17 protein-coding genes are annotated in these 22,665 nt (G+C 68.4%); 9 read left to right on the forward strand and 8 right to left on the reverse strand.

Annotated elements, in window-relative coordinates:
* Positions 1 to 127 precede the first annotated feature (127 nt).
* Together ACNPQM_RS16615 and ACNPQM_RS16620 are read left to right on the forward strand one after the other, a co-directional pair.
* Complete coding sequence (locus tag ACNPQM_RS16615; RefSeq protein ID WP_418084594.1) at positions 128 to 1,648, forward strand: sugar ABC transporter ATP-binding protein; 1,521 nt, start codon at positions 128 to 130, stop codon at positions 1,646 to 1,648.
* On the forward strand, positions 1,645 to 2,697 hold the full coding sequence (locus ACNPQM_RS16620) for an ABC transporter permease (RefSeq protein WP_418084595.1): 1,053 nt from the start codon (positions 1,645 to 1,647) through the stop codon (positions 2,695 to 2,697). The genes ACNPQM_RS16615 and ACNPQM_RS16620 overlap by 4 nt, the downstream gene beginning before the upstream one ends.
* Positions 2,698 to 2,754: 57 nt before the next feature.
* On the opposite strand, the gene ACNPQM_RS16625 is transcribed toward ACNPQM_RS16620, so the two are convergent.
* From ACNPQM_RS16625 to ACNPQM_RS16645, 5 genes are all read right to left on the reverse strand, one after another.
* The gene (locus ACNPQM_RS16625; RefSeq protein ID WP_037700470.1) at positions 2,755 to 3,426 is read right to left on the reverse strand and encodes a FadR/GntR family transcriptional regulator; all 672 of its coding nucleotides are present in this window, start codon (positions 3,424 to 3,426) and stop codon (positions 2,755 to 2,757) included.
* Between the two features lie 340 nt (positions 3,427 to 3,766).
* The gene (locus ACNPQM_RS16630) at positions 3,767 to 5,377 is read right to left on the reverse strand and encodes an FAD-dependent oxidoreductase (protein ID WP_418084596.1); all 1,611 of its coding nucleotides are present in this window, start codon (positions 5,375 to 5,377) and stop codon (positions 3,767 to 3,769) included.
* Between the two features lie 5 nt (positions 5,378 to 5,382).
* Positions 5,383 to 6,918 carry a glycerol kinase GlpK gene (gene glpK / locus ACNPQM_RS16635; protein WP_358862675.1) on the reverse strand — a complete coding sequence of 512 codons (1,536 nt, stop codon included), beginning with the start codon at positions 6,916 to 6,918 and terminating at the stop codon, positions 5,383 to 5,385.
* A gap of 55 nt (positions 6,919 to 6,973) precedes the next feature.
* Entirely contained in the window at positions 6,974 to 7,765 is a 792-nt protein-coding gene (locus ACNPQM_RS16640) for an MIP/aquaporin family protein (protein ID WP_418084597.1), read from the reverse strand.
* 231 nt (positions 7,766 to 7,996) lie between these two features.
* Positions 7,997 to 8,761, reverse strand: a complete 765-nt coding sequence (locus tag ACNPQM_RS16645) for an IclR family transcriptional regulator (protein ID WP_358862677.1) — start codon at positions 8,759 to 8,761, stop codon at positions 7,997 to 7,999.
* 238 nt (positions 8,762 to 8,999) lie between these two features.
* On the opposite strand from ACNPQM_RS16645, the gene metH reads away from it, so the two are divergent.
* From metH to ACNPQM_RS16660, 3 genes are all read left to right on the forward strand, one after another.
* Entirely contained in the window at positions 9,000 to 12,512 is a 3,513-nt protein-coding gene (gene metH / locus ACNPQM_RS16650) for a methionine synthase (protein ID WP_358862678.1), read from the forward strand.
* A gap of 119 nt (positions 12,513 to 12,631) precedes the next feature.
* Entirely contained in the window at positions 12,632 to 13,333 is a 702-nt protein-coding gene (locus ACNPQM_RS16655) for an HAD family hydrolase (RefSeq protein ID WP_358862679.1), read from the forward strand.
* Between the two features lie 362 nt (positions 13,334 to 13,695).
* Entirely contained in the window at positions 13,696 to 15,297 is a 1,602-nt protein-coding gene (locus ACNPQM_RS16660) for an ABC transporter substrate-binding protein (RefSeq protein WP_418084598.1), read from the forward strand.
* 49 nt (positions 15,298 to 15,346) lie between these two features.
* Here the strand turns inward: ACNPQM_RS16660 and ACNPQM_RS16665 are convergent, their stop codons facing one another.
* Positions 15,347 to 16,018: a response regulator transcription factor gene (locus ACNPQM_RS16665; RefSeq protein ID WP_358862681.1), complete on the reverse strand. Its 672-nt coding sequence runs from the start codon at positions 16,016 to 16,018 to the stop codon at positions 15,347 to 15,349.
* A 9-nt stretch (positions 16,019 to 16,027) separates the two neighbouring features.
* Positions 16,028 to 16,873, reverse strand: a complete 846-nt coding sequence (locus ACNPQM_RS16670) for a PD-(D/E)XK nuclease family protein (protein WP_418084651.1) — start codon at positions 16,871 to 16,873, stop codon at positions 16,028 to 16,030.
* A gap of 203 nt (positions 16,874 to 17,076) precedes the next feature.
* On the opposite strand from ACNPQM_RS16670, the gene ACNPQM_RS16675 reads away from it, so the two are divergent.
* From ACNPQM_RS16675 to ACNPQM_RS16685, 3 genes are all read left to right on the forward strand, one after another.
* On the forward strand, positions 17,077 to 18,324 hold the full coding sequence (locus ACNPQM_RS16675) for a site-2 protease family protein (protein WP_358862683.1): 1,248 nt from the start codon (positions 17,077 to 17,079) through the stop codon (positions 18,322 to 18,324).
* A 52-nt stretch (positions 18,325 to 18,376) separates the two neighbouring features.
* The gene (locus tag ACNPQM_RS16680) at positions 18,377 to 19,285 is read left to right on the forward strand and encodes a tRNA (adenine-N1)-methyltransferase (protein WP_037700492.1); all 909 of its coding nucleotides are present in this window, start codon (positions 18,377 to 18,379) and stop codon (positions 19,283 to 19,285) included.
* A gap of 248 nt (positions 19,286 to 19,533) precedes the next feature.
* Positions 19,534 to 20,115, forward strand: coding sequence for a hypothetical protein (locus ACNPQM_RS16685; RefSeq protein WP_418084599.1), 582 nt, complete (start codon positions 19,534 to 19,536; stop codon positions 20,113 to 20,115).
* A 39-nt stretch (positions 20,116 to 20,154) separates the two neighbouring features.
* Here ACNPQM_RS16685 and ACNPQM_RS16690 read toward each other — a convergent pair whose 3' ends face one another.
* The gene (locus ACNPQM_RS16690) at positions 20,155 to 20,463 is read right to left on the reverse strand and encodes a ferredoxin (RefSeq protein WP_358859913.1); all 309 of its coding nucleotides are present in this window, start codon (positions 20,461 to 20,463) and stop codon (positions 20,155 to 20,157) included.
* Between the two features lie 242 nt (positions 20,464 to 20,705).
* On the opposite strand from ACNPQM_RS16690, the gene arc reads away from it, so the two are divergent.
* Positions 20,706 to 22,472, forward strand: coding sequence for a proteasome ATPase (gene arc / locus ACNPQM_RS16695; protein WP_418084600.1), 1,767 nt, complete (start codon positions 20,706 to 20,708; stop codon positions 22,470 to 22,472).
* Positions 22,473 to 22,665 lie beyond the last annotated feature (193 nt).

Genomic DNA, 22,665 nt, shown 5'->3' on the forward strand with positions numbered 1-22,665 from the left:
CTCCTCCCTCTCGTTGCCGAGAGGGCTTCCCTCTCGGCAACGAAGAGCCGAGACGCGGCCAAGCCCTGACCGCCGCCCGAGGGCGGGGCACCGACATTACTACAGCGCTTCGCTGAGAAGGGGTCTGATGGAAAAGGCACCACCTGCCGTAGAGGCGGAAGGCGTCGTCAAACGCTTCGGGCCCACCGTGGCGCTCGACGGTGTGCAGCTCACGGTGCGGCCCGGGGAGTCCCATGCCCTCGTCGGCCGTAACGGCGCGGGCAAGTCCACGCTGGTCAGCGTCCTGACGGGGCTGCACAAGGCGGACGCGGGCACGGTCCGCTTCGGCGGGGCGCCGGCGCCCGCCTTCGGGGACACCACGGCCTGGCAGTCGAAGGTCGCGTGCGTCTACCAGAAGTCCATGGTCGTCCCCGATCTGACCGTCGCCGAGAACCTCTTCCTCGGCCGGCTGGACGACGAGTCGCGGTGGATCAGCTGGGGGAGGCTCCGCAGGCGTGCGGAGCAGCTCCTCGCCGAGTACGGGGTCCAGGTCGACCCCAACACCCGGGCCAGGGATCTGGCGGTGGAGCAGCGGCAGTTCGTCGAGATCGCCCGGGCGCTGTCCTTCGGCGCCCGGCTGATCATCCTCGACGAACCGACCGCCCAGCTCGACGCCCGCGGCATCGGGCGGCTTTTCGACAAGCTCAGGGAGCTGCAGAGCCAGGGAGTGGCGTTCCTGTTCATCTCCCACCATCTGCAGGAGGTGTACGACCTGTGCACCGCGGTCACCGTCTACCGTGACGCCCGCCACGTCCTGACCGCCCCGGTCGCCGACCTCACCAAGACCGAACTGGTCACGGCGATGACGGGCGAGAAGGGCAGCGGACCCGCCGCCTGGCACGCGGGCGGTGACAGGGCAGCGGTACGTGACGCGTCGGCGGAGCCCGTCCTGCGCGCCGAAGGACTCTCCCTGGAGGGTCAGTTCGAGCCGCTGGACCTCCAGGTCCGCCCCGGCGAGGTGCTCGGTCTCGCCGGATCCGCGGCCAGCGGCAACACCGCACTCGGTGAGGCACTCGCCGGGATGCGGAAGGCCGGCGGCGGCACGGTCTCCGTGCACGGGAGGACGGTGCCGTCCGGCAGCGTGCCGCACGCGCTGGACGCCGGGATCGGATACATCCCCGAGGACCGGCACGACCAGGGCCTCGTCCTGGGACGCAGCGTCGCCGAGAACGCCACCCTCACGGTCACCGACCAGCTCGGCCCGTGGGGGACCGTACTGCCCTCCCGCACCAGGGAGTTCGCACGGACGATGATCGAGTCGCTGGACATCAAGACACAGGGACCCGAACAGCCCGTGGCCGGGCTGTCGGGCGGCAACCAGCAGAAGGTCGTGGTCGCCCGCGCACTCGCCCGCAAGCCGAGCGTGCTCGTCGCGGTCCGGCCCACCGCGGGTGTGGACGTCAAGTCCAAGGACTCGCTGCTCGGAGTCGTCCGGCGGGTCGCCGACGAGGGCAATGCCGCAGTCGTCGTCTCGGACGAGCTGGACGATCTGCGGGTCTGCGACCGGGTGCTCGCCCTGTTCCATGGGCGCGTGGTCGCAACGTTCGGAAGCGGGTGGACCGACGGGGAACTCGTCGCCGCCATGGAAGGTGTGGGGGAAAGGGAATGACCGGCACGATACGGCCGTCGACGGCCGACGACATCAACGGGGGACTCAGGGGCGGGTTCGGCGACGACAGCCCGCTGCGCCGGCTCAAGTTGATCCGGTGGAGCGACTTCTCGCTGGTGCCGGTGATCCTGGTGCTGATGGTGATCGGCTTCATCGTCTCGCCGGTCTTCCTCACCTCCGACAACCTGATCAGCGTAGTCCAGCAGTCCTCCGAACTCAGCCTGCTGGTCCTCGGCCAGGCCCTGATCCTCATCTGCGGACGGATGGACCTGTCGCTGGAGTCGACGATCGGCATCGCGCCCGTCGTCGCCATGTGGCTGGTGCTGCCCACCGAAGGCGGCCGCTTCGCCGGCCTCGGCCTGCTGCCCACCTGGTCGGCGATCCCCCTCTGCCTGCTGGTGGGGCTCGCGATCGGTGCGATCAACGGCTTCCTGATGCTGAAGCTGCGGGTCAACGGCTTCATCGCCACGCTCGGCATGCTCACCATGCTGCGCGGACTCCACATCGGCATCACCGAGGGCAAGTCCATCACCGACGTCCCGGAGTCGTTCCGCTACCTCGGCAAGAGCGAGTGGCTCGGCGTACCGGCCGCGGTCTGGATCTGCCTGGTGCTCTTCGCGATCGGCGGCTCGGCGCTGGCCTGGCTGCGCCATGGGCGTTCGCTGTACGCGATCGGGGGCAACCCGGAAGCGGCCCGGGCTGCAGGCATCCGGGTCGACCGGGTCACCTGGATCGTGCTCGCCATCGGCGGTCTGCTGGCGGCCTTCGCGGGCATCCTCTACACCGGCCACTACGGGGCGGTCGCCGCGACCCAGGGCAACGGCTGGATCTTCCAGGTGTTCGCCGCAGCGGTCATCGGCGGCATCAGCCTCAAGGGCGGTCGTGGCACGCTGTTCGGTGCGCTGACCGGCGTACTGACCCTGCAGCTGGTGGTCAATGTGATGACCCTCGGCGGCGTCCCGGCGCTGTGGAACCAGTTCCTCAACGGCGCGATCATCATCGTCGCCCTGGTCATCTCGCGCTTCGCGAGCGGCGAGAAGCAGGACTGAACCGGAGCTCGTACGGGCCGGTGCGCGGAACCCTCCGCGCACCGGCCCGTACGCATGTCACAGCGTCGACCTCAGCCACTGCTCCACGCTCGCCACATGAACCGTTGCCCAGGCCCGCGCAGCCTCCGCGTCCCGGTCCCGCAGCGCCGACACGATCGCGCGGTGCTCGTGCAGCGTCCGGCTGACCGCGTCCTCCTGTGTCAGTCCGCGCCAGACACGGGCCCGTGTCGTCGGCCCGGAGAGACCGTCGAGCAGCGAGCAGAGCACCGAATTACCGGACGACTGCACAATGCCGCGGTGGAACTCCAGGTCGCAGGCGACCAGCTCCTCCACCGACGGCTGCGCGCCCAGCGCGTCCAGCTGGGAGCTCAGCACATCCAGCTGGGCCTCGCTGATCCGCGTAGCCGCCATCGCCGTCGCTGCGGGCTCCAGGATCCGGCGGACCGCCAGGAATTCCAGCACCGTGTCGTCACGGTGGAAGTCCACGACGAAACTCAGCGCCTCCAGCAGCAGCTGCGGGTCGAGGCTGGTGACGTACGTGCCGTCGCCCTGCCGGACGTCGAGGATGCGGATCAGCGACAGGGCGCGGACGGCCTCCCGCAGCGAGTTGCGGGAGAGCCCGAGCTCCGCCGCGAGTTCGCTCTCCTTGGGCAGCCGGTCGCCTGGCCGCAGCGCACCCGAGACGATCATTCCCTTGATCTTCTCGATCGCCTCGTCGGTGACAGCCATGACGGTCCTCCTGGATTCGGACGGGATCAGACCCCGGCACAAGACATCCGATGTATCCCTTCATTATGGGGGTCGGATCAGACGGAAGAACCCCGTCTTCCAGAGGAGTTGATCGGTCGCTCCGTTTCAGGCCGTCGAGGCAGCCTCGTGCCGTACCACCGGAGCGACTTCCTCCGCGAAGCGCTGTAGCCTTTCGATCTGTTCGGGGTGGCTCGGCCCGAACCCACTCGATGCGGTAGGGCACGTCCACCGGCCGCCCCAGGCCACAGTGGGTACGCGGGCGGGGGCGGCTCCCCCCGTGGGAACCGCCCCCGCCCGTGCGTGCCTCAGCCGGTGCCGGTCAGTCCTGGTCGGCCAGCATTCCCTCGACCTTCGTCCCGATCTCGTCCGTGGCCAGGCCCCGGATCGTCAGCGTTGTGCGGCGGCGCAGCACGTCGTCGGCCGTCTCCGCCCACTCGTGGTCACGCGCGTAGGCGACCTGTGCCCAGATCTCCGGCGCGTCCGGGTGGATGCGCTCGGCCAGCGCCGGGTTCTCGTTCGCCAGCCGAGCGATGTCGAAGGAGAGCGAGCCGTAGTGCGTGGCGAGGTGCCGGGCGGTGTCGGCGGACATCCGCGGTCCGGGCGTGCCGCCGTCGATCAGCAGCCGGTGCGCGACCGCGTTCGGGTTGGCAATACCGGGCAGCGGGAGCTTCTTCGGCAGATGCGCCATCGGCTCCATGTCATCGGCCAGCGGGTGCCCGGGGAGCGAGGCCAGCTTGTTCATCACCGTACGGCCGATGTGGCGGAAGGTCGTCCACTTGCCGCCCGCGACCGAGAGCATCCCGCCGCGGCCCTCCGTCACGACCGTCTCGCGCTTGGCCTTGGAGGTGTCGCCGGGACCGCCGGGCAGCACCCGCAGACCCGCGAAGGAATACGTGATCAGATCGCGGGACAGCTGCTGGTCCTTGATCGAGAACGCCGCCTCGTCGAGGATCTGCGCGGTGTCCTTCTCGTTGACCGCGACATCCGCCGGATCGCCTTCGTACTCCTCGTCCGTCGTGCCCAGCAGCAGCATGTCCTCCCACGGCAGGGCGAACGTGATGCGGTACTTGTCGATCGGAGTGGCCAGCGCGGCTTTCCAGGGGCGGGTGCGCTTCAGCACGAGGTGCGCGCCCTTGGACAGACGTATCGAAGGCGCCGCGTTCGGGTCCTCCATCTTCCGCAGGTGGTCGACCCACGGGCCGGTGGCGTTCAGCACCAGCCGGGCGGTGACGCCGAACTCCGTGCCGTCCGTACGGTCCTCGAGGTCGGCGCCCGTCACCCGCCCCTTGGTGAACCGCAGCCCGGTGACCGCGGCATGGTTGAGGACGACCGCACCCGCGTCGACGGCCGCGCGGACCGTCATCAGCGCCATCCGGGCGTCGTTCATCTGGTCGTCGCCGTAGACCGCGACGGCCTTCAGATTGTCCGTGCGGAGCTCCGGCACATCGCGCTGTGCCTTCGCCGGGCTGATCACATGGCCGACGCCGTCACCGAACGCGGACAGCGCCGAGTACGCGAACACACCCGCGCCGAGCTTGGCCGCGCCGTGCGGGCCGCCCTTGTAGACCGGCAGGTAGAAGGTGAGCGGATTGGCCAGGTGCGGAGCCACCTGGCGGGAGACCGCACGGCGCTCGAAGTGGTTCTCCGCTACCAGCTTCACCGCGCCGGTCTGCAGGTAGCGCAGACCGCCGTGGAGCAGCTTGGAGGAGGCGGAGGAGGTGGCGCCGGCGAAGTCGCCGGCGTCCACCAGGGCCACCCGCAGCCCGGACTGCGCGGCGTGCCAGGCGGTGGAGATGCCCAGGATTCCGCCACCGATCACCAGGAGGTCGTACGTCGCCTTGGAGAGCTGCTCCCGAGTCTCGGCGCGGCTCGGAAGGGAGCCGGAGGCCGGATGCGTCCCGAGTGCCGGGACGCTCTGCAGGGTGGTCATGTCGATTACTCCTCGGCAGTGTTGTCGTCGAGCCAGCCCATGGAACGCTCCACGGCCTTGAGCCAGCTCTTGTACTCACGTTCGCGGGTGTCCGCGTCCATGCGGGGGGTCCACTCGGCGGCCCGGCGCCAGTTGGCGCGCAGCGCGTCGGTGTCCGGCCAGAAGCCGACGGCGAGACCGGCGGCGTAGGCGGCGCCGAGGCAGGTCGTCTCGGCGACCATGGGCCGCACCACGGGCGCGTCCAGGAAGTCGGCGAGCGTCTGCATCAGCAAGTTGTTGGAGGTCATACCGCCGTCGACCTTGAGGGCGGCCAGCTCGACGCCGGAGTCCTTGGTCATGGCGTCGGTGATCTCGCGGGTCTGCCAGGCGGTGGCCTCGAGGACGGCACGGGCGATGTGCGCCTTGGTGACGTACCTGGTGAGTCCGGCGATGACCCCGCGGGCGTCGGAGCGCCAGTACGGGGCGAAGAGACCGGAGAAGGCGGGCACGAAGTACGCGCCGCCGTTGTCCTCGACCGACGAGGCCAGCGTCTCGATCTCGGCTGCGGACTTGATCAGGCCCATCTGGTCGCGCATCCACTGCACGAGCGAACCGGTGACGGCGATGGAGCCTTCCAGGGCGTAGACCGGCTTCTGGTCGCCGATCCGGTAGCCGACGGTCGTCAGCAGTCCGTTGTACGAGTTGACGGGCGTCTCGCCGGTGTTCATCAGCATGAAGGTGCCCGTGCCGTACGTGGACTTGGCCTCGCCCTCGGAGAAGCAGGTCTGGCCGAAGAGGGCCGCCTGCTGGTCGCCGAGCGCGGACGCGACCGGGACGCCGGCCAGGATGCCGTCCTTGGCGATGCCGTACACCTCGGCGGAGGACCGGATCTCCGGCAGCACGGTGGCGGGGATCTCCATCGACTGGAGGATCCGCTGGTCCCATGTCAACTCGCGCAGGTTCATCAGGAGGGTGCGCGAGGCGTTGGTGACGTCGGTGACGTGCACGCCTCCGTCGGTGCCGCCGGTCAGGTTCCAGATGACCCAGGAGTCCATGGTGCCGAAGAGGATGTCGCCGCGCTCGGCGCGCTCGCGCAGTCCCTCGACGTTGTCGAGCAGCCAGCGGACCTTGGGTCCGGAGAAGTACGAGGCGAGCGGCAGTCCGGTCTCGCGCCGGAACCGGTCCTGGCCGACATTGCGGCCGAGCTCCTTGCAGAGCACGTCGGTGCGGGTGTCCTGCCAGACGATCGCGTTGTGGACGGGCTCACCGGTGTTCTTGTCCCAGAGCACCGTGGTCTCGCGCTGGTTGGTGATGCCGATCGCCTTGACGTCGGCGGCGCTGATACCCGCCTTGACGATGGCGCCGGCGACGACCTCCTGGACGTTCTCCCAGATCTCGGTCGCGTTGTGCTCGACCCAGCCGGGCTTCGGGAAGATCTGCTCGTGCTCCTTCTGGTCGACGGAGACGATCCGGCCGTCCTTGTCGAAGACGATGCAGCGGCTGGAGGTGGTGCCCTGGTCGATGGCCGCGATGAACGGGCCGGTGGTGTGTGCGTCGGTCACGGTGTGCTCCTGGAGGTCTGTGAGATCTGAGGGTTACAGCTCTGAGCTCTACGGCTCACGCGAAGGCGACGTTGTAGAGCCCGCCCGCGATCGCACCGCCGATGAGGGGGCCGACGACCGGGACCCAGGCGTAGCCCCAGTCGGAACCGCCCTTGTTCGGCAGCGGCAGCAGCGCGTGCACGATACGCGGCCCGAGGTCGCGAACCGGGTTGATTGCGTAACCCGTCGGGCCGCCGAGCGAGAGACCGATGGCGACGACGACCAGGGAGGTGATCAGCGCGCCGAGCGTGCCGAGGCCGTCACCGTTGTTGTTCAGACCCTGCGTGAGGATCGCCAGGACGAGCACGACGGTGGCGATGACTTCGGTGATCACGTTCTGGACGGCGTTCCGGATCTCCGGGCCCGTCGAGAAGATGCCCAGCACCGGGCCGGCCTTCGGGGCGGCGGCCTGGTCGACCATGCCCTCTTCACTCGGCTGGCTGTACAGGGTCGCCGGGTCGGTCAGATGGGCCCGGAACTGCCCGTAGTACGTCAGCCAGACCAGCACCGCGCCGATCATCGCGCCGAGCAGCTGGGAGCCGAGGTACAGCGGCACTTCGCTCCACGGGGTGCTGCCCTTGATCGCAAGGCCGATGGTGACCGCGGGGTTGAGGTGTGCCCCCGACACCCCGCCGGCCAGGTACGCGGCGGTCAGCACCGCGAAGCCCCACCCGAAGGTGATGGCGAGCCAGCCCGCGTTCTGTGCCTTGGAGTGCTTGAGAGTGACGGCGGCACAGACACCGCCGCCGAGCAGGATGAGTACGGCGGTACCGATGGTCTCGCCGATAAAGATGTCGGAGTTGGACACCCGTGACTCCTTTGTCCTTCGTCCAGGGAAGCCGAACCCCGGGTCCCTCCGGTGGTCCGTGCCCTCAGGTGAGGGTGCGACCGGCCCTTGGCACTGTCACACCTTAGCGTGTATTGCCGTTAGGTGTTCGACAATGCCGACCGATGAACGGCAGTGTTTCCCCCTGGTGAATGAAGCGTCAAGAGTTCCTGGGTCCTTGACCCGATCGTTACCGATCATCCGCCGGTAAGGTCAGAAGCGCCCGGCGCCGAGATCCCGGGAAACTGCCCGGGCGCAGTCCCGTACTGCCGCGACCAGCTCCGGACGGAGCTCGCCCCCGGAGCAGACACGTTCCACTGCTCCGGTCACGGCAACCGCGCCGACCGGCATCCGGCGCCGGTCGTGGATCGGTGCGGCCACCGCGGCCACCCCCTCCCACGTCTCCTCCACGTCGTCCGCCCAGCCGCGCGCCCGGGTGAGCGAGAGCACCGACTCGAACTCCTCCAGGTCGGTGACGGTGCGTGGGGTGAAAGGCTGCCGCTCGGCCTCGACCGCCTCGGTGTGTGCCACCGGGTCGTACGCCGCGAGCACCTTGCCCAGCGCGGTGGAGTGCAGCGGCTGCATGGCCCCGACCTCCAGGACCTGCCTGCTGTCGTCGGGGCGGAAGACGTGGTGCACGATCAGGACGCCCTGCTGGTGCAGGACCCCCAGGTGGGCACTCTCGCCGCTGGAGCGGGCCAGGTCGTCCGTCCAGACCAGGGCGCGCGCCCGCAGCTCGTGGACGTCCAGATAGCTGTTGCCCAGGCGCAGCAGCTCGGCGCCCAGCTGGTAGCGGCCCGAAGCCGTGTCCTGCTCCACGAAGCCCTCGTGCTGCAGCGTGCGCAGAATGCCGTGCGCGGTGCCCTTGGCCAGGCCCAGGGAAGAGGCGATGTCGGACAGTCCCAGCCGTCGTTCGCCGCCCGCCAGCAGACGCAGCATCGCCGCCGCCCGTTCGAGCGACTGGATGTTCTTGGCCATGGCGCCGTACTCCTCCACTATGGTTCGACAATGCTGAACACTATCGGTCGATGCCGACCATTGCTCGGTCGTCCGGCGATCCTGCTCCGCCGCGCCGCCCCGGACATTCCCCGCACAGCATGCCGTCCGTTCCGTGGGACACAGTGACGGTCGAAGGCGGCGCCCGGCTACCCTGACGGGGTGCGGCTTCCACCGAAGCCGCAAAGCCGACAGCCGTCGCATCCCTGGGAGTACATCCATGGCCCCGTCGCCGACCCCTTCCGCCGACAGCCGGAACCGAGCCGAAGCCCTCCGTGAGGCACTCGCCACCCGTGTGGTGGTGGCCGACGGTGCCATGGGCACCATGCTCCAGGCGCAGGACCCCACCCTTGAGGACTTCCAGCACCTCGAGGGCTGCAACGAGATCCTCAACGTCACCCGCCCGGACATCGTGCGCTCGGTGCACGAGGAGTACTTCGCGGTCGGCGTGGACTGCGTCGAGACGAACACCTTCGGTGCCAACGCCTCCGCCCTGGGCGAGTACGACATTCCCGGGCGCATCCATGAACTGTCCGAGTCCGGCGCGCGCATCGCCCGCGAGGTGGCCGACGAGTTCACTGCCTCCACCGGGCAGCAGCGCTGGGTGCTCGGCTCCATGGGTCCCGGCACGAAGCTGCCGACGCTGGGCCACGCGCCGTACACCGTGCTCCGCGACGGTTTTCAGCAGAACGCCGAAGGACTGATCGCCGGCGGCGCGGACGCGCTCATCGTCGAGACGACGCAGGACCTCCTTCAGACCAAGGCCGCGGTACTGGGTGCGCGGCGGGCGCTGGAGGCGATGGGCAGCGACCTCCTGCTGCTGTGCTCGCTGGCGTTCGAGACGACCGGCACCATGTTGCTCGGCTCGGAGATCGGTGCGGCGCTGACCGCGCTCGAACCGCTCGGCGTCGACATGATCGGCCTGAACTGCTCGACCGGCCCGGCGGAGATGAGTGAGCACTTGCGCTACCTCACGCGCCACTCCCGCATCCCCTTGCTCTGCATGCCGAACGCCGGACTTCCGGTGCTCACCAAGGACGGCGCGCACTTCCCGCTCGGCCCCGAAGGACTGGCCGACGCGCAGGAGACGTTCGTCCAGGAGTACGGCCTCTCGCTGGTCGGCGGCTGCTGCGGTACGACTCCGGAGCACCTGCGCCAGGTCGTCGAACGCGTCCGCGGCGCCGCCCTCACCCCGCGCGACCCGCGCCCCGAGCCCGGCGCCGCCTCGCTGTACCAGACCGTCCCGTTCCGCCAGGACACCTCGTACCTCGCCATCGGCGAGCGCACGAACGCCAACGGATCCAAGAAGTTCCGCGAGGCCATGCTTGAGGCCCGTTGGGACGACTGCGTGGAGATGGCGCGCGACCAGATCCGGGAGGGCGCGCACATGCTCGACCTCTGCGTCGACTACGTCGGCCGGGACGGTGTCGCGGACATGGAGGAACTGGCCGGACGCTTCGCCACCGCCTCCACGCTCCCGATCGTGCTCGACTCCACCGAACTGCCGGTCCTGCGGGCCGGCCTGGAGAAGCTCGGCGGCCGGGCGGTTCTCAATTCCGTCAACTACGAGGACGGCGACGGACCCGAGTCGCGCTTCGCCAAGGTCACGCGACTGGCCGCCGAGCACGGTGCCGCGCTGATCGCTCTCACGATCGACGAGGAGGGCCAGGCCCGCACCGTCGAGCACAAGGTCGCCGTCGCCGAGCGGCTGATCGAGGACCTGACCGGCAACTGGGGGATCCAGAAGTCGGACATCCTCATCGACGCACTGACCTTCACCATCTGCACCGGACAGGAGGAGTCCCGCAAGGACGGCGTCGCCACCATCGGCGCCATCCGCGAGCTGAAGCGGCGCCATCCCGAGGTTCAGACCACACTCGGCCTGTCGAACATCTCCTTCGGTCTCAACCCGGCCGCCCGGGTCGTCCTGAACTCCGTCTTCCTCGACGAGTGCGTCAAGGCCGGCCTCGACTCCGCCATCGTGCACGCCTCGAAGATCCTGCCGATCGCGCGCCTGGAGGAGGAGCAGGTCAAGGTCGCACTCGACCTCATCTACGACCGCCGCGCCGAAGGCTACGACCCGTTGCAGCGGCTCATGGAGCTCTTCGAGGGCGTCAACATGAAGTCGATGAAGGCCGGCAAGGCCGAGGAGCTCCTCGCGCTGCCGCTCGACGAGCGCCTCCAGCGCCGCATCATCGACGGGGAGAAGAACGGCCTGGAGACCGATCTCGACGAGGCACTGCAGACCCGTCCGGCTCTCGACATCGTCAACGACACGCTGCTCGAAGGCATGAAGGTCGTCGGCGAGCTGTTCGGCTCCGGTCAGATGCAGCTGCCGTTCGTGCTCCAGTCCGCCGAGGTCATGAAGTCCGCCGTGGCCTACCTGGAACCGCACATGGAGAAGTCCGACGCGGAGGGCAAGGGCACGATCGTGCTGGCCACCGTCCGCGGCGACGTCCATGACATCGGCAAGAACCTCGTCGACATCATCCTGTCCAACAACGGCTTCAACGTCGTCAACATCGGCATCAAGCAGCCGGTCTCCGCGATCCTGGAAGCCGCGGAGGAGCACCGCGCCGATGTCATCGGGATGTCCGGCCTCTTGGTGAAGTCCACCGTGATCATGAAGGAGAATCTGGAGGAGCTGAACCAGCGCAAGCTGGCCGCCGAATATCCGGTGATCCTCGGCGGTGCGGCTCTCACCAGGGCCTATGTGGAGCAGGATCTCCACGAGATCTATGAGGGCGAGGTCCGCTACGCCCGCGACGCGTTCGAGGGCCTGCGCCTGATGGACGCCCTGGTCGCGGTCAAGCGCGGCGTCCCCGGCGCCGCCCTCCCGGAGCTCAAGCAGCGCCGCGTCCCCAAGCGGGAGACCGCCGTACTGGAGGTCGAGGAGTCCGAGGACGGCGTACGGTCCGATGTCGCCACCGACAATCCGGTCCCCGAACCGCCGTTCTGGGGTACCCGTGTCATCAAGGGCATCCAGCTCAAGGAGTACGCCTCCTGGCTCGACGAGGGTGCGCTCTTCAAGGGTCAGTGGGGCCTCAAGCAGGCTCGCGCCGGCGACGGACCGACCTACGAGGAGCTCGTGGAGACCGAGGGCCGCCCGCACCTGCGCGGCTGGCTCGACAAGCTGCACACGGAGAATCTGCTGGAAGCCGCTGTGGTCTACGGCTACTTCCCGTGCGTGTCCAAGGGCGACGACCTGATCCTGCTGCACGAGGACGGTTCCGAGCGCACCCGCTTCACCTTCCCGCGCCAGCGCCGCGGTCGCCGCCTCTGCCTCGCGGACTTCTTCCGCCCGGAGGAGTCCGGTGAGACGGACGTGATCGGCCTCCAGGTCGTCACCGTCGGCTCGAAGATCGGCGGCGAGACCGCCAAGCTCTTCGAGGCCAATTCCTACCGCGACTACCTGGAGCTGCACGGTCTCTCCGTCCAGCTCGCCGAGGCCCTCGCCGAGTACTGGCACGCCCGGGTCCGTTCCGAGCTCGGTTTCGGCGGCGAGGACCCGGCCGCAGTCGAGGACATGTTCGCGCTGAAGTACCGCGGCGCACGCTTCTCCCTCGGCTACGGGGCCTGCCCCGACCTGGAGGACCGGGCGAAGATCGCCGACCTGCTGCAGCCCGAGCGGATCGGTGTCCACCTCTCCGAGGAGTTCCAGCTCCACCCGGAGCAGTCCACGGACGCGATCGTCATTCACCACCCGGAGGCGAAGTACTTCAACGCGCGTTAAGGAAATGTCCGACGCGCCGTAGCGGGACGAGTCGTAGACTGGTCGGTCCAGTGCAGGCCGGCCGCCTTTCCCCTGGAAAAGGCGGCCGGCCTTCTCGTCCCTCATGGAAGGTGTGCCGCATGACCAGTACGGTCCCCGCGTCCTTGATCCGTACGGCTGAAGGCGCCGCGCTGCAGGCAGTCTTCCTGGACATGGACGGCACCCTGGTCGATACCGAGGGTTTCTGGTGGGAGGCCGAGGTGGCGGTCTTCGCCGACCTCGGGTACCGGCTGGACGAGGCGTGGAAGGACGTGGTCGTCGGCGGGCCGATGACCCGCAGCGCCGGGTATCTCATCGATGTCACCGGTGCGGACATCACTCTCCCGGAGCTGACCGTGCTGCTCAACGACCGCTTCGAGGAGCGCATCGACCGCGGTGTGCCACTGATGCCGGGCGCCGCGCGACTGCTCGCCGAACTGGTGGCGCACGAGGTCCCGACCGCCCTGGTCTCCGCCTCGCACCGGCGCATCATCGACCGGGTGCTGGACTCGGTCGGCCACCACCACTTCTCGCTCACCGTCGCAGGTGACGAGGTCGCCCGGACGAAGCCGCACCCGGAGCCCTACCTCACCGCCGCCTCCAGCTTCGGGGCGGCCCCCGAGCGCTGTGCGGTCATCGAGGACACCGCGACCGGTGTCGCCGCGGCAGAGGCCGCCGGCTGCTGGGTCGTCGCCGTACCCTCCGTCGCACCGATCGCACCCGCATCGGGCCGGGCCGTGGTGGGCTCCCTCGAAGAAGTCGATCTCGCATTTCTCCGCAGCCTGGTCACGGGAATGCATTGATCCCCGTACCGAGAGTATTTCTGTGAATGAATAGAAAAGCTCTCGGCGTGGCCGTGTGCGCGTTTCGTCACGCATGCGTAGGGAAAAGTCGGGAGCATGCCAAGGCGGGGATCGGATCAGGGGTGAGCTTGGTCACCGCGAAGGCTTGCGGTCTCCCTCAAGATCATCCGAGATGCCTGTTTTGATCCGCCCAACTGTCCCGATTCGTGGAGTCCTGTACGGAACCTTCCCTCCCCGGGAAATCAGCGCGGCGACAATTCCCTTCACCATTCGATTACGCATGGAACGCCACCGGTCAGGGATTACCGGCGGCTCCCACTAATGTCGTTTTCTCAATGGCCGGATGAGGGAGAACGTCCAAGATGAACCGCAAGACTCTGGTGCTGCCGGCCGTCGTCGGCCTGCTTGCCCCCGGACTCGCCGCCTGCGGCGCGACGGGTGGCGGGAGCGATGGCAACGCCGCCATCGTTGTCGGCACCACGGACCAGTTCGTCGCCACCAAGGACAACCCCGCGCCGCTCGACCCCGCCATCGGCTACGAAGCAGGCGTCTGGAACATCCTGCGGCAGACCGTGCAGACGCTGACCCACGTCCCGCGCGGCGGCGGCGAGCCCGTCCCCGAGGCCGCCGAGAGCTGTACGTTCACCGACCGGCAGAACGAGAGCTACCGCTGCAGGCTGCGCAGCGGTCTCACCTTCGCGAGCGGCAAGCCCGTCACCGCCGAGGACGTCAGGTACTCCATCAACCGGGTCATCCGCATCGACTCCGACAACGGACCCGTCGGCCTGCTCGCCAACATCGACACGATCGAGACCCGCGACGACAACGAAGTCATCTTCCACCTGAAGACGCCGGACGCGACCTTCCCCTACAAGCTCGCCACCCCGGCCGCCGGCATCGTGCCGAAGAGCGAGTACCCGGCGAAGTCCCCGCGTGACGGCTTCCAGGTCGACGGCTCGGGTCCCTACACGATGAAGCCGGAAGTCCGGAACAACCGGGTCGACAAGGTCGTCTTCACCAGGAATCCGAAGTACAAGGGCGATCTGAAGGTCCTCAACGACAAGGTCGAACTCGACCTCTTCCCCGACGCCACGGCGATGGGCAAGGCATTCGACGACAAGAAGATCGACATGATGACCCGCACCATGTCGCCCGGCCAGGCCAGGCAGATGCTGGAGAAGCCGAAGGACGGCATCAAACTCACCGAGATGCCCAGCCTCGCCATCAGCTACCTGGGCTTCGACACCACCAACCCCGCGGTGAAGAACAAGGCCGTCCGCCAGGCCATCGCCCAGGTCATCGACCGCGGTCAGATCGCCGGCCAGGTCTACGGCACCACCGCCGAGCCGCTCTACTCGCTGATCCCGTCCAGCATCACCGGGCACACCAACTCTTTCTACAACAGGTACGGCGAGCCCAGCACCGGCAAGGCCGCCGCCCTTCTGCGGGCCGCCGGCATCGAGACCCCGGTGAAGTTCACCCTGCACTACACGACCGACTACTACGGTCCGGCCACCGCCGACGAGTTCAAGACGCTGGAGAAGCAGCTGAACGACACCGGGCTGTTCGACGTCACCACCCGGGGCACCCCGTGGGCGAAGTACCGCGCGGCACAGAAGCGCGGCGACTACGCCGTCTACGGGATGGGCTGGCTCCCTGACTTTCCGGACCCGGACAACTACACGGCGCCGTTCCTCGACAGGGGCAACTTCCTCAACTCGCCCTACAAGTCCGCGCTGGCCCAGAACACGCTGATCCCGCAGTCCCGCCGCGCCACCGACCGCGCCGCCGCCTCCAAGACCTTCCAGAAGCTCCAGGACATCGTCGCCACCGACGTTCCTGTGCTCCCGGTCTGGCAGGGGAAGCAGTACATTGCCTCCCGTGACGGCCTCACCGGCGTCGAGTGGTCGGTCAACTCCTCCGCCGACCTCCAGTTCTGGGAGCTCGGCCGCAGCGCCGCCTGAACCACGGCGCCGCTCCGGCGCCCGGTCCTCCCGGCCGAACCGTGCCGGATCACTGGGCGCCGGGGCGCACCAGTCCGCTCTCGTACGCGTACACCGCGGCCTGTACCCGGTCGCGCAGCCCCAGCTTCGTCAGCACATGGCCCACATGCGTCTTGACCGTCGTCTCGCTGACGAACAGATCGGCGGCGATCTCCGCATTCGACAGACCGCGCGCCACCAGCTTCAGCACCTCCACCTCACGATCCGTCAGCGTGTGCAGGGTGTCCGGCACGGGATCCTCGCCCGACGGCAGATGATCCGCGTACTTGTCCAGCAGTCTGCGCGTGATGCTCGGGGCCAGCATCGCCTCGCCTGCCGCGACCACCCGGATCGCCTGCACCAGCTCATTGGCCGGAGCGTCCTTCAGCAGGAAGCCACTGGCACCGGCGCGCAACGCCTCCACCACGTACTCGTCGAGATCGAACGTGGTCAGCACCAGCACCTTCGCCGGGCCGTCCCGGCCCGGCCCGGTGATCTGACGCGTCGCCTCGACCCCGTCCATCCGCGGCATACGGATGTCCATCAGCACCACATCGGGCTGCAGTGCCCGCACCTGCTCGAGAGCCTGGAGACCGTCACCGGCCTCGCCCACCACCGCCAGATCCCCCTCCGCCTCGAGGATCATCCGGAAGCCCGTGCGCAGCAGCGGCTGGTCGTCGACCAGTAGGACGCGGATTGCCACCAGATCTCCTCAAGCTCCTTCAACGGCCGCCGGCCGGGCGGCCTCGGCCTGGACCGGGTCCATTCTGCCCTGCGCACCCTGGACCGGAACGGCCGGGCGGACCGGCAGCGGATAGACCGGGGGAGTCCCGCCGAATTCAGGACAGACCGCCTGGTGGTCGCACCAGCCGCACAGCTTTGTCGGCCGCGGCCGCCACTCGCCCGTCTCCGTGGCCAGCCGGATCGCGTCCCACAGCGCCAGCAGCTTCCGCTCCACCCGCTCCAGATCCGCCACGACCGGGTCGTACGTCATGACGTCGCCGCTGCCCAGATAGACCAGTTGCAGCCGGCGCGGCACCACACCCTTCAGCCGCCAGATCACCAGGGCGTAGAACTTCATCTGGAACAACGCGCCCTCCGCATACTCCGGCCGCGGCGCCTTCCCCGTCTTGTAGTCGACGATCCGGACCTCACCCGTCGGTGCCACATCGATCCGGTCGATCACCCCGCGCAGCCGCAGCCCCGACTCCAGCTCCGTCTCGACGAACATCTCCCGCTCGGCCGGCTCCAGGCGCGTCGGATCCTCCAGTGAGAACCACCGCTCCACCAGGCTCTCCGCCTCCGACAGCCAGCGCGCCAGCCGCTCGCCCTCCGCATCCTCCGCGAACAGCTCCGACAGCTCCGGCTTCGACTCCAGCAGCCGGTCCCACTGGCCGGGAACCATCGCCGTCGCCCGGCCGGCCGTACGCTCCGTCGCCGGTGCGTCGAAGAGCCGCTCCAGCACCGCGTGCACCAGCGTGCCCCGGGTAGCCGCCTCACTGGGTTTCTCCGGCAGCCTGTCGATCACCCGGAACCGGTACAGCAGCGGACACTGCATGAAATCGCTCGCCCGCGACGGCGACAGGGACGAAGGCGGCTGCGGCGGCCGGGGCACGGAAGTCATGACGAAGACCCTACGACCCGCCACTGACACTTACAGCCTCCCCGCGATAGGGCGGAAAGCCATAGGCGGCATACCATCGACGACAGACCCTCGCACACTGCATGATCGTGCCGAAAGGCACCGACCGAAGGGACCCCGTGGACGAGAGCGGCGACAGCGGGCAGCCGCAGCCCGGCGCCGGCGGAACCGACCCCGCCGCGCCCGAGAACGGCAAACCGCAGCGTCCCCGGGAGCCGGGCGGCGGGATCCTGATGGGCCGCCCCTTCGGCGTGCCGGTATATGTCGCGCCCAGCTGGTTCCTTGTCGCGGCGCTCATCACCTGGGTCTTCGGCGGCCAGCTCGAGCGCGTCCTGCCGGAACTCGGCGCGGTCCGCTATCTGGTCTCCCTCTTTTTCGCGATCGCCTTCTACGCCTCCGTGCTGGTCCACGAACTCGCGCACACGGTCGCCGCGCTCCGCTACAAGCTCCCCGTGCGCCGCATCCAGCTGCAGTTCTTCGGCGGCGTCTCCGAGATCGAGAAGGAGTCCGAGACTCCCGGCCGCGAATTCGTACTCGCCTTCGTCGGTCCCCTGCTCTCCCTGGTACTCGCCGGCGTCTTCTATGTCGCCATGAAGTTCGTCGAACCCGGCACCGTCCCCGGCGTCCTGCTCGCCGGACTGATGATCTCCAACCTCATCGTCGCCGCCTTCAACCTGCTGCCCGGCCTCCCGCTCGACGGCGGCCGCATGCTCCGTGCCGTCGTCTGGAAGATCACAGGCCGCGCCATGAGCGGCACCGTCGCCGCCGCCTGGGTCGGGCGCGCTCTCGCCGTCACCGTCCTCATCGGGCTGCCACTTCTCACCCGCATCGGCGGGCTCGGGAACAACCCCGACGACGTCAGCGGCATGGACACCGTCACCAACGCCCTGCTTGCCGCGATCCTCGCCGCCATCATCTGGACCGGAGCGGGCAACAGCCTCCGCATGGCCCGCCTGCGCGAACACCTCCCCGACCTGCGCGCCCGCACCCTCACCCGCCGCGCCGTCCCCGTGGAAGCCGCCACCCCCCTCTCCGAAGCGCTCCGCCGCGCCAACGAGGCAGGTGCCCGCGCCCTCGTCGTCGTCGACGGACAGGGCGACCCCAAGGCCGTCGTCCGCGAGGCCGCCATCGTCTCCGTCCCCGAACACCGCCGCCCCTGGGTCGCCGTCAGCGCCCTCGCCCAGGATCTGACCGCCGGAATGATGATCTCCGCCGAACTCACCGGCGAAGAACTCCTCGACACCCTGAAGGCCAGCCCCGCCACCGAATACCTGGTTCTCGAAGAGACCGGCGAGATCTACGGAGTCCTCTCCACCGCCGACGTCGAACGCGCCTTCGTCGCCGCCATGGCCCGCCCTGCCGCCTGAGGGCCCTCCGGCGCGCGGTCGGAGCCCTTGGAAACACCGGTACGCTGGTCACATGTCTGAACCGACCGGTGCCGCCCGCCGACGCGGGCCCTTCAAGGTCGGGGACCAGGTCCAGCTCACCGATCCCAAGGGACGCCACTACACCTTCACGCTCGAAGCCGGAAAGAACTTCCACACCCACAAGGGTTCTTTCCCGCACGACGAGCTGATCGGTGCTCCCGAGGGCAGTGTGGTCCGGACCACGGGAAACGTCGCCTATCTCGCGCTGCGCCCCCTGCTCCCCGACTACGTCCTGTCCATGCCCCGCGGCGCCGCCGTGGTCTACCCCAAGGACGCGGGGCAGATCCTGGCGTTCGCCGACATCTTCCCCGGCGCCCGCGTCGTGGAAGCCGGCGTCGGCTCCGGCTCGCTCTCCACCTTCCTGCTCCGCGCCATCGGCGACCAGGGCATGCTGCACTCGTACGAGCGCCGCGAGGACTTCGCGGAGATCGCCCAGCAGAACGTCGAGCGCTACTTCGGCGAGCCGCACCCCGCGTGGCAGCTCACCGTCGGCGACCTTCAGGACAACCTCTCCGACACCGATGTCGACCGGGTCATCCTCGACATGCTCGCCCCCTGGGAATGCCTGGAGGCCGTCTCCAAGGCGCTCGTCCCCGGCGGCATCCTCTGCGCCTACGTCGCGACCACCACCCAGCTCGCCCGGACCGTCGAGTCCATCCGCGAGATCGGCTGCTTCGCCGAACCGCAGCCCTGGGAATCGATGATCCGCAACTGGCACGTCGAGGGTCTCGCGGTCCGCCCGGACCACCGCATGATCGGCCACACCGGTTTCCTCGTCACCGCGCGCCGCCTGGCCGACGGTGTGGAGGCCCCGCTGCGCCGCCGCCGTCCCGCCAAGGGCGCGTACGGCGAGGACTACGACGGTCCCGGCAGCCAGAGCGGCTCCTCCTCCCGCGGCTGACCCCCCGCACAACGCAGCGGCGCCGCCGCGGAGTTCCCGGACCGACCCGGGAACTCCGCGGCGGCGCCCGTTCGTTGCCCGTGCGGAGGCGCCCAGTGCAGGGGCTGCGCACGGAATCTGATTCCGTGCCGACCCCACCGTTCCACCGCCCTGTGACGTGTGGCACGATGCTGGCCACCCCCACCCCACGGCTGACGCCCCGCCTTCCCGGCATCGCCGCACCACAGGAACCACAGGAGACATCCCGCGTGCAGACCTCCGAGCTCCCGGACCTCGCGCACACCGACACCAGGCCGATGCAGTGGCTCGTGACCGCGACCGCCATGGCCGCCGTCGTCGCCGCAGCGGGCATGCTCCAGCCCGATGCCACCACCGCCTCGGCCTCGCCCCCGCACCGCACCGCCACGCAGCACGGCACCGCACCCGCGGCCGCCCCCGATCCGGCCCGGGTGACCTTCCCGCTGGACTGCGGGACGGTGGGGAGCACCGTCGCCAAGCAGGTCCCCGGTGACCTCGACGGCGACGACCGGCCGGAAACCGTCGCCGTGGTCCACTGTGCGGCCGGATCCGGCACCCCGCCGAGCGGCGTCTACGTCCTCACACAGGGAAGCGGGGCCGCACCCCGGATCGTTGCGACCCTGGTGGACCCCGCCCAGAAGATGAGCATCGGTGACTTCACCGTGCGTGACGGAATCATCTCCGCCACGCTCCTCGGCTACTCCTCGCCCGAGATCCCGCGCTGCTGTCCCGATCAGGAGGAAAAGGTGACCTGGCAGTGGCGGAACGGCGCCTTCGTCCGCGCCGCGGAGAGCGCAGCGAACAGCACCTGACCGGTCACTTCCCGTACCCGGAAGGCCGGAGCCGGCGGATCAGGCTGCGTCGGGGCCGTAGACCTCGACCCTGTCCGAAACGCGACGTACATGAATGCAGTCGCCCGGGCACTCCTTGGCCGAATCGACCACGTCCTGAAGCAGCGGGAGCGGGACGGGTGTCGTCGCCCCCTTGTCCTGCAGCAGCTCGTCGTCGCTCTTCACGTACGCCAGACCGTCGATGTCCAGCTCGAAGACCTCGGGTGCGTACTGGACGCAGATCCCGTCTCCCGTGCAGAGGTCCTGGTCGATCCAGACCTCCAGGTCCTGAGTGTCGCTTCCGGTGGGAGCGTCCTGCTGCACGGTCATTTTTTCCTGCCGTTCCCTGCGTATCCGAACCAAAAGTAGCCAGCCCTGACGGGTGTTGACCGGTTCGACGATACAACCGGCCGCTTTCCGATGTTGAACGGTGGGTATTCCCCTGGCGTGAGGGAGAGCGCAAGGGTGAAGATCGGACACACCCCACAGTCTTTGTGATCTAGGGGTTTCAATCATCACCCACCCAGGTAGGGTCAGGAAGCGTCCAGCTCCCCTTGGAGGAGGTGAGGACCGTGGCAGCCCACGACGACGACATCAACCGCGGCATCCGGCCCGGGCGGGGGTCCGAAGACCCAGCCGGCCAGGTCGCCTATCTTGAGCAGGAAATCGCCGTCCTGCGACGTAAGCTCGCCGACTCTCCGCGCCATACGAGGATTCTCGAAGAGCGGATCGTCGAGTTGCAGACGAACCTCGCAGGCGTGTCCGCACAGAACGAACGGCTCGCCAACACCCTGCGCGAGGCCCGCGACCAGATCGTGGCCCTCAAGGAGGAAGTCGACCGGCTCGCCCAGCCGCCGGCCGGCTTCGGAGTCTTTCTGCAGGGCAATGAGGACGGCACCTGCGACATCTTCACCGGGGGCCGCAAGCTCCGGGTGAACGTCAGTCCCAGTGTCGAGATCGACGACCTCCGGCGCGGCCAGGAAGTCATGCTCAACGAAGCGCTCAACGTGGTCGAGGCCATGGAATTTGAGCGGGCCGGGGACATCGTCACCCTCAAGGAGATCCTCGAGGACGGCGAGCGCGCCCTGGTCATCGGGCACACCGACGAGGAGCGAGTGGTACGGCTCGCCGAGCCGCTCCTCGACATCAATATCCGGCCCGGCGATGCGCTCCTGCTCGAACCCAGGTCCGGTTACGTCTACGAAGTGGTCCCGAAGAGCGAGGTCGAGGAGCTCGTCCTCGAAGAGGTTCCGGACATCGACTACAACAAGATCGGCGGCCTGGGCGAGCAGATCGAGCTGATCCGGGACGCGGTCGAGCTGCCCTACCTCCACCCCGACCTCTTCAAGGAACACGAACTGCGGCCGCCGAAGGGCATCCTGCTCTACGGTCCGCCCGGCTGCGGCAAGACGCTCATCGCCAAGGCCGTCGCCAACTCCCTGGCCAAGAAGGTTGCGGAAGTCACCGGCCAGCCCGCCGGAAAGAGCTACTTCCTCAACATCAAGGGTCCGGAGCTCCTCAACAAATATGTCGGTGAGACCGAGCGGCATATCCGTCTCGTCTTCCAGCGGGCCCGCGAAAAGGCCGGCGAGGGTACCCCCGTCATCGTCTTCTTCGACGAGATGGAATCCCTCTTCCGCACCCGCGGATCCGGTGTCAGCTCGGACGTGGAGAACACCATCGTCCCCCAGCTGCTCGCCGAGATCGACGGCGTCGAGGGCCTGGAGAACGTCATCGTGATCGGCGCCTCCAACCGCGAGGACATGATCGACCCCGCGATCCTGCGGCCCGGCCGTCTCGATGTGAAGATCAAGATCGAGCGTCCGGACGCGGAGGCGGCGAAGGACATCTTCGCGAAGTACCTCACGCCCTCTCTGCCGCTGCACGCCGACGATCTTGCCGAGCACGCCGGTTCCAAGGAAGTCGCAGCTCACGCCATGATCCAGTCCGTTGTCGAGCGGATGTACACCGAGTCCGAGGAGAACCGCTTCCTCGAAGTCACGTACGCCAACGGCGACAAGGAAGTCCTGTACTTCAAGGACTTCAACTCCGGCGCGATGATCCAGAACATCGTCGACCGGGCCAAGAAGATGGCCATCAAGGCCTTCCTCGACCAGGGCCAGAAGGGCCTTCGCGTCTCCCATCTCCTCCAGGCGTGTGTGGATGAGTTCAAGGAGAACGAGGACCTTCCCAACACCACCAACCCCGACGACTGGGCCAGGATCTCCGGCAAGAAGGGCGAGCGGATCGTCTTCATCCGCACCCTTGTCACCGGAAAGCAGGGCGCAGACACCGGTCGCTCCATCGACACGGTGGCAAACACCGGGCAGTACCTGTAGAACGCAGACCCGCTGCGGATGCCCGGCCGGGCATCCGCAGCCGGTTGCTTTCCGGACAGCTCCCACGACACCGGAGCAATGACGTAATTGATCTCCCCACCAGCGCAGAGGCGCTCTAGGCTCTTCCGTACCGCCAGTCGCGCAGTGCGGGGACGGGCACCGCACACGCACCGGACAAGCAGCGGTACTTGAG

The organism is Streptomyces sp. NPDC056231, from assembly GCF_048270745.1.
Taxonomy (GTDB): domain Bacteria; phylum Actinomycetota; class Actinomycetes; order Streptomycetales; family Streptomycetaceae; genus Streptomyces.

Bases quoted from the DNA above. Each gene is read 5' to 3' on its own strand.
- ACNPQM_RS16615 (WP_418084594.1), top strand. From the start codon at position 128: ATGGAAAAGGCACCACCTGCCGTAGAGGCGGAAGGCGTCGTCAAACGC.
- ACNPQM_RS16620 (WP_418084595.1), top strand. From the start codon at position 1,645: ATGACCGGCACGATACGGCCGTCGACGGCCGACGACATCAACGGGGGA.
- ACNPQM_RS16625 (WP_037700470.1), bottom strand. From the start codon at position 3,426: ATGGCTGTCACCGACGAGGCGATCGAGAAGATCAAGGGAATGATCGTC.
- ACNPQM_RS16630 (WP_418084596.1), bottom strand. From the start codon at position 5,377: ATGACCACCCTGCAGAGCGTCCCGGCACTCGGGACGCATCCGGCCTCC.
- ACNPQM_RS16645 (WP_358862677.1), bottom strand. From the start codon at position 8,761: ATGGCCAAGAACATCCAGTCGCTCGAACGGGCGGCGGCGATGCTGCGT.
- metH (WP_358862678.1), top strand. From the start codon at position 9,000: ATGGCCCCGTCGCCGACCCCTTCCGCCGACAGCCGGAACCGAGCCGAA.
- ACNPQM_RS16655 (WP_358862679.1), top strand. From the start codon at position 12,632: ATGACCAGTACGGTCCCCGCGTCCTTGATCCGTACGGCTGAAGGCGCC.
- ACNPQM_RS16660 (WP_418084598.1), top strand. From the start codon at position 13,696: ATGAACCGCAAGACTCTGGTGCTGCCGGCCGTCGTCGGCCTGCTTGCC.
- ACNPQM_RS16670 (WP_418084651.1), bottom strand. From the start codon at position 16,873: ATGCAGTGTCCGCTGCTGTACCGGTTCCGGGTGATCGACAGGCTGCCG.
- ACNPQM_RS16680 (WP_037700492.1), top strand. From the start codon at position 18,377: ATGTCTGAACCGACCGGTGCCGCCCGCCGACGCGGGCCCTTCAAGGTC.
- ACNPQM_RS16690 (WP_358859913.1), bottom strand. From the start codon at position 20,463: ATGACCGTGCAGCAGGACGCTCCCACCGGAAGCGACACTCAGGACCTG.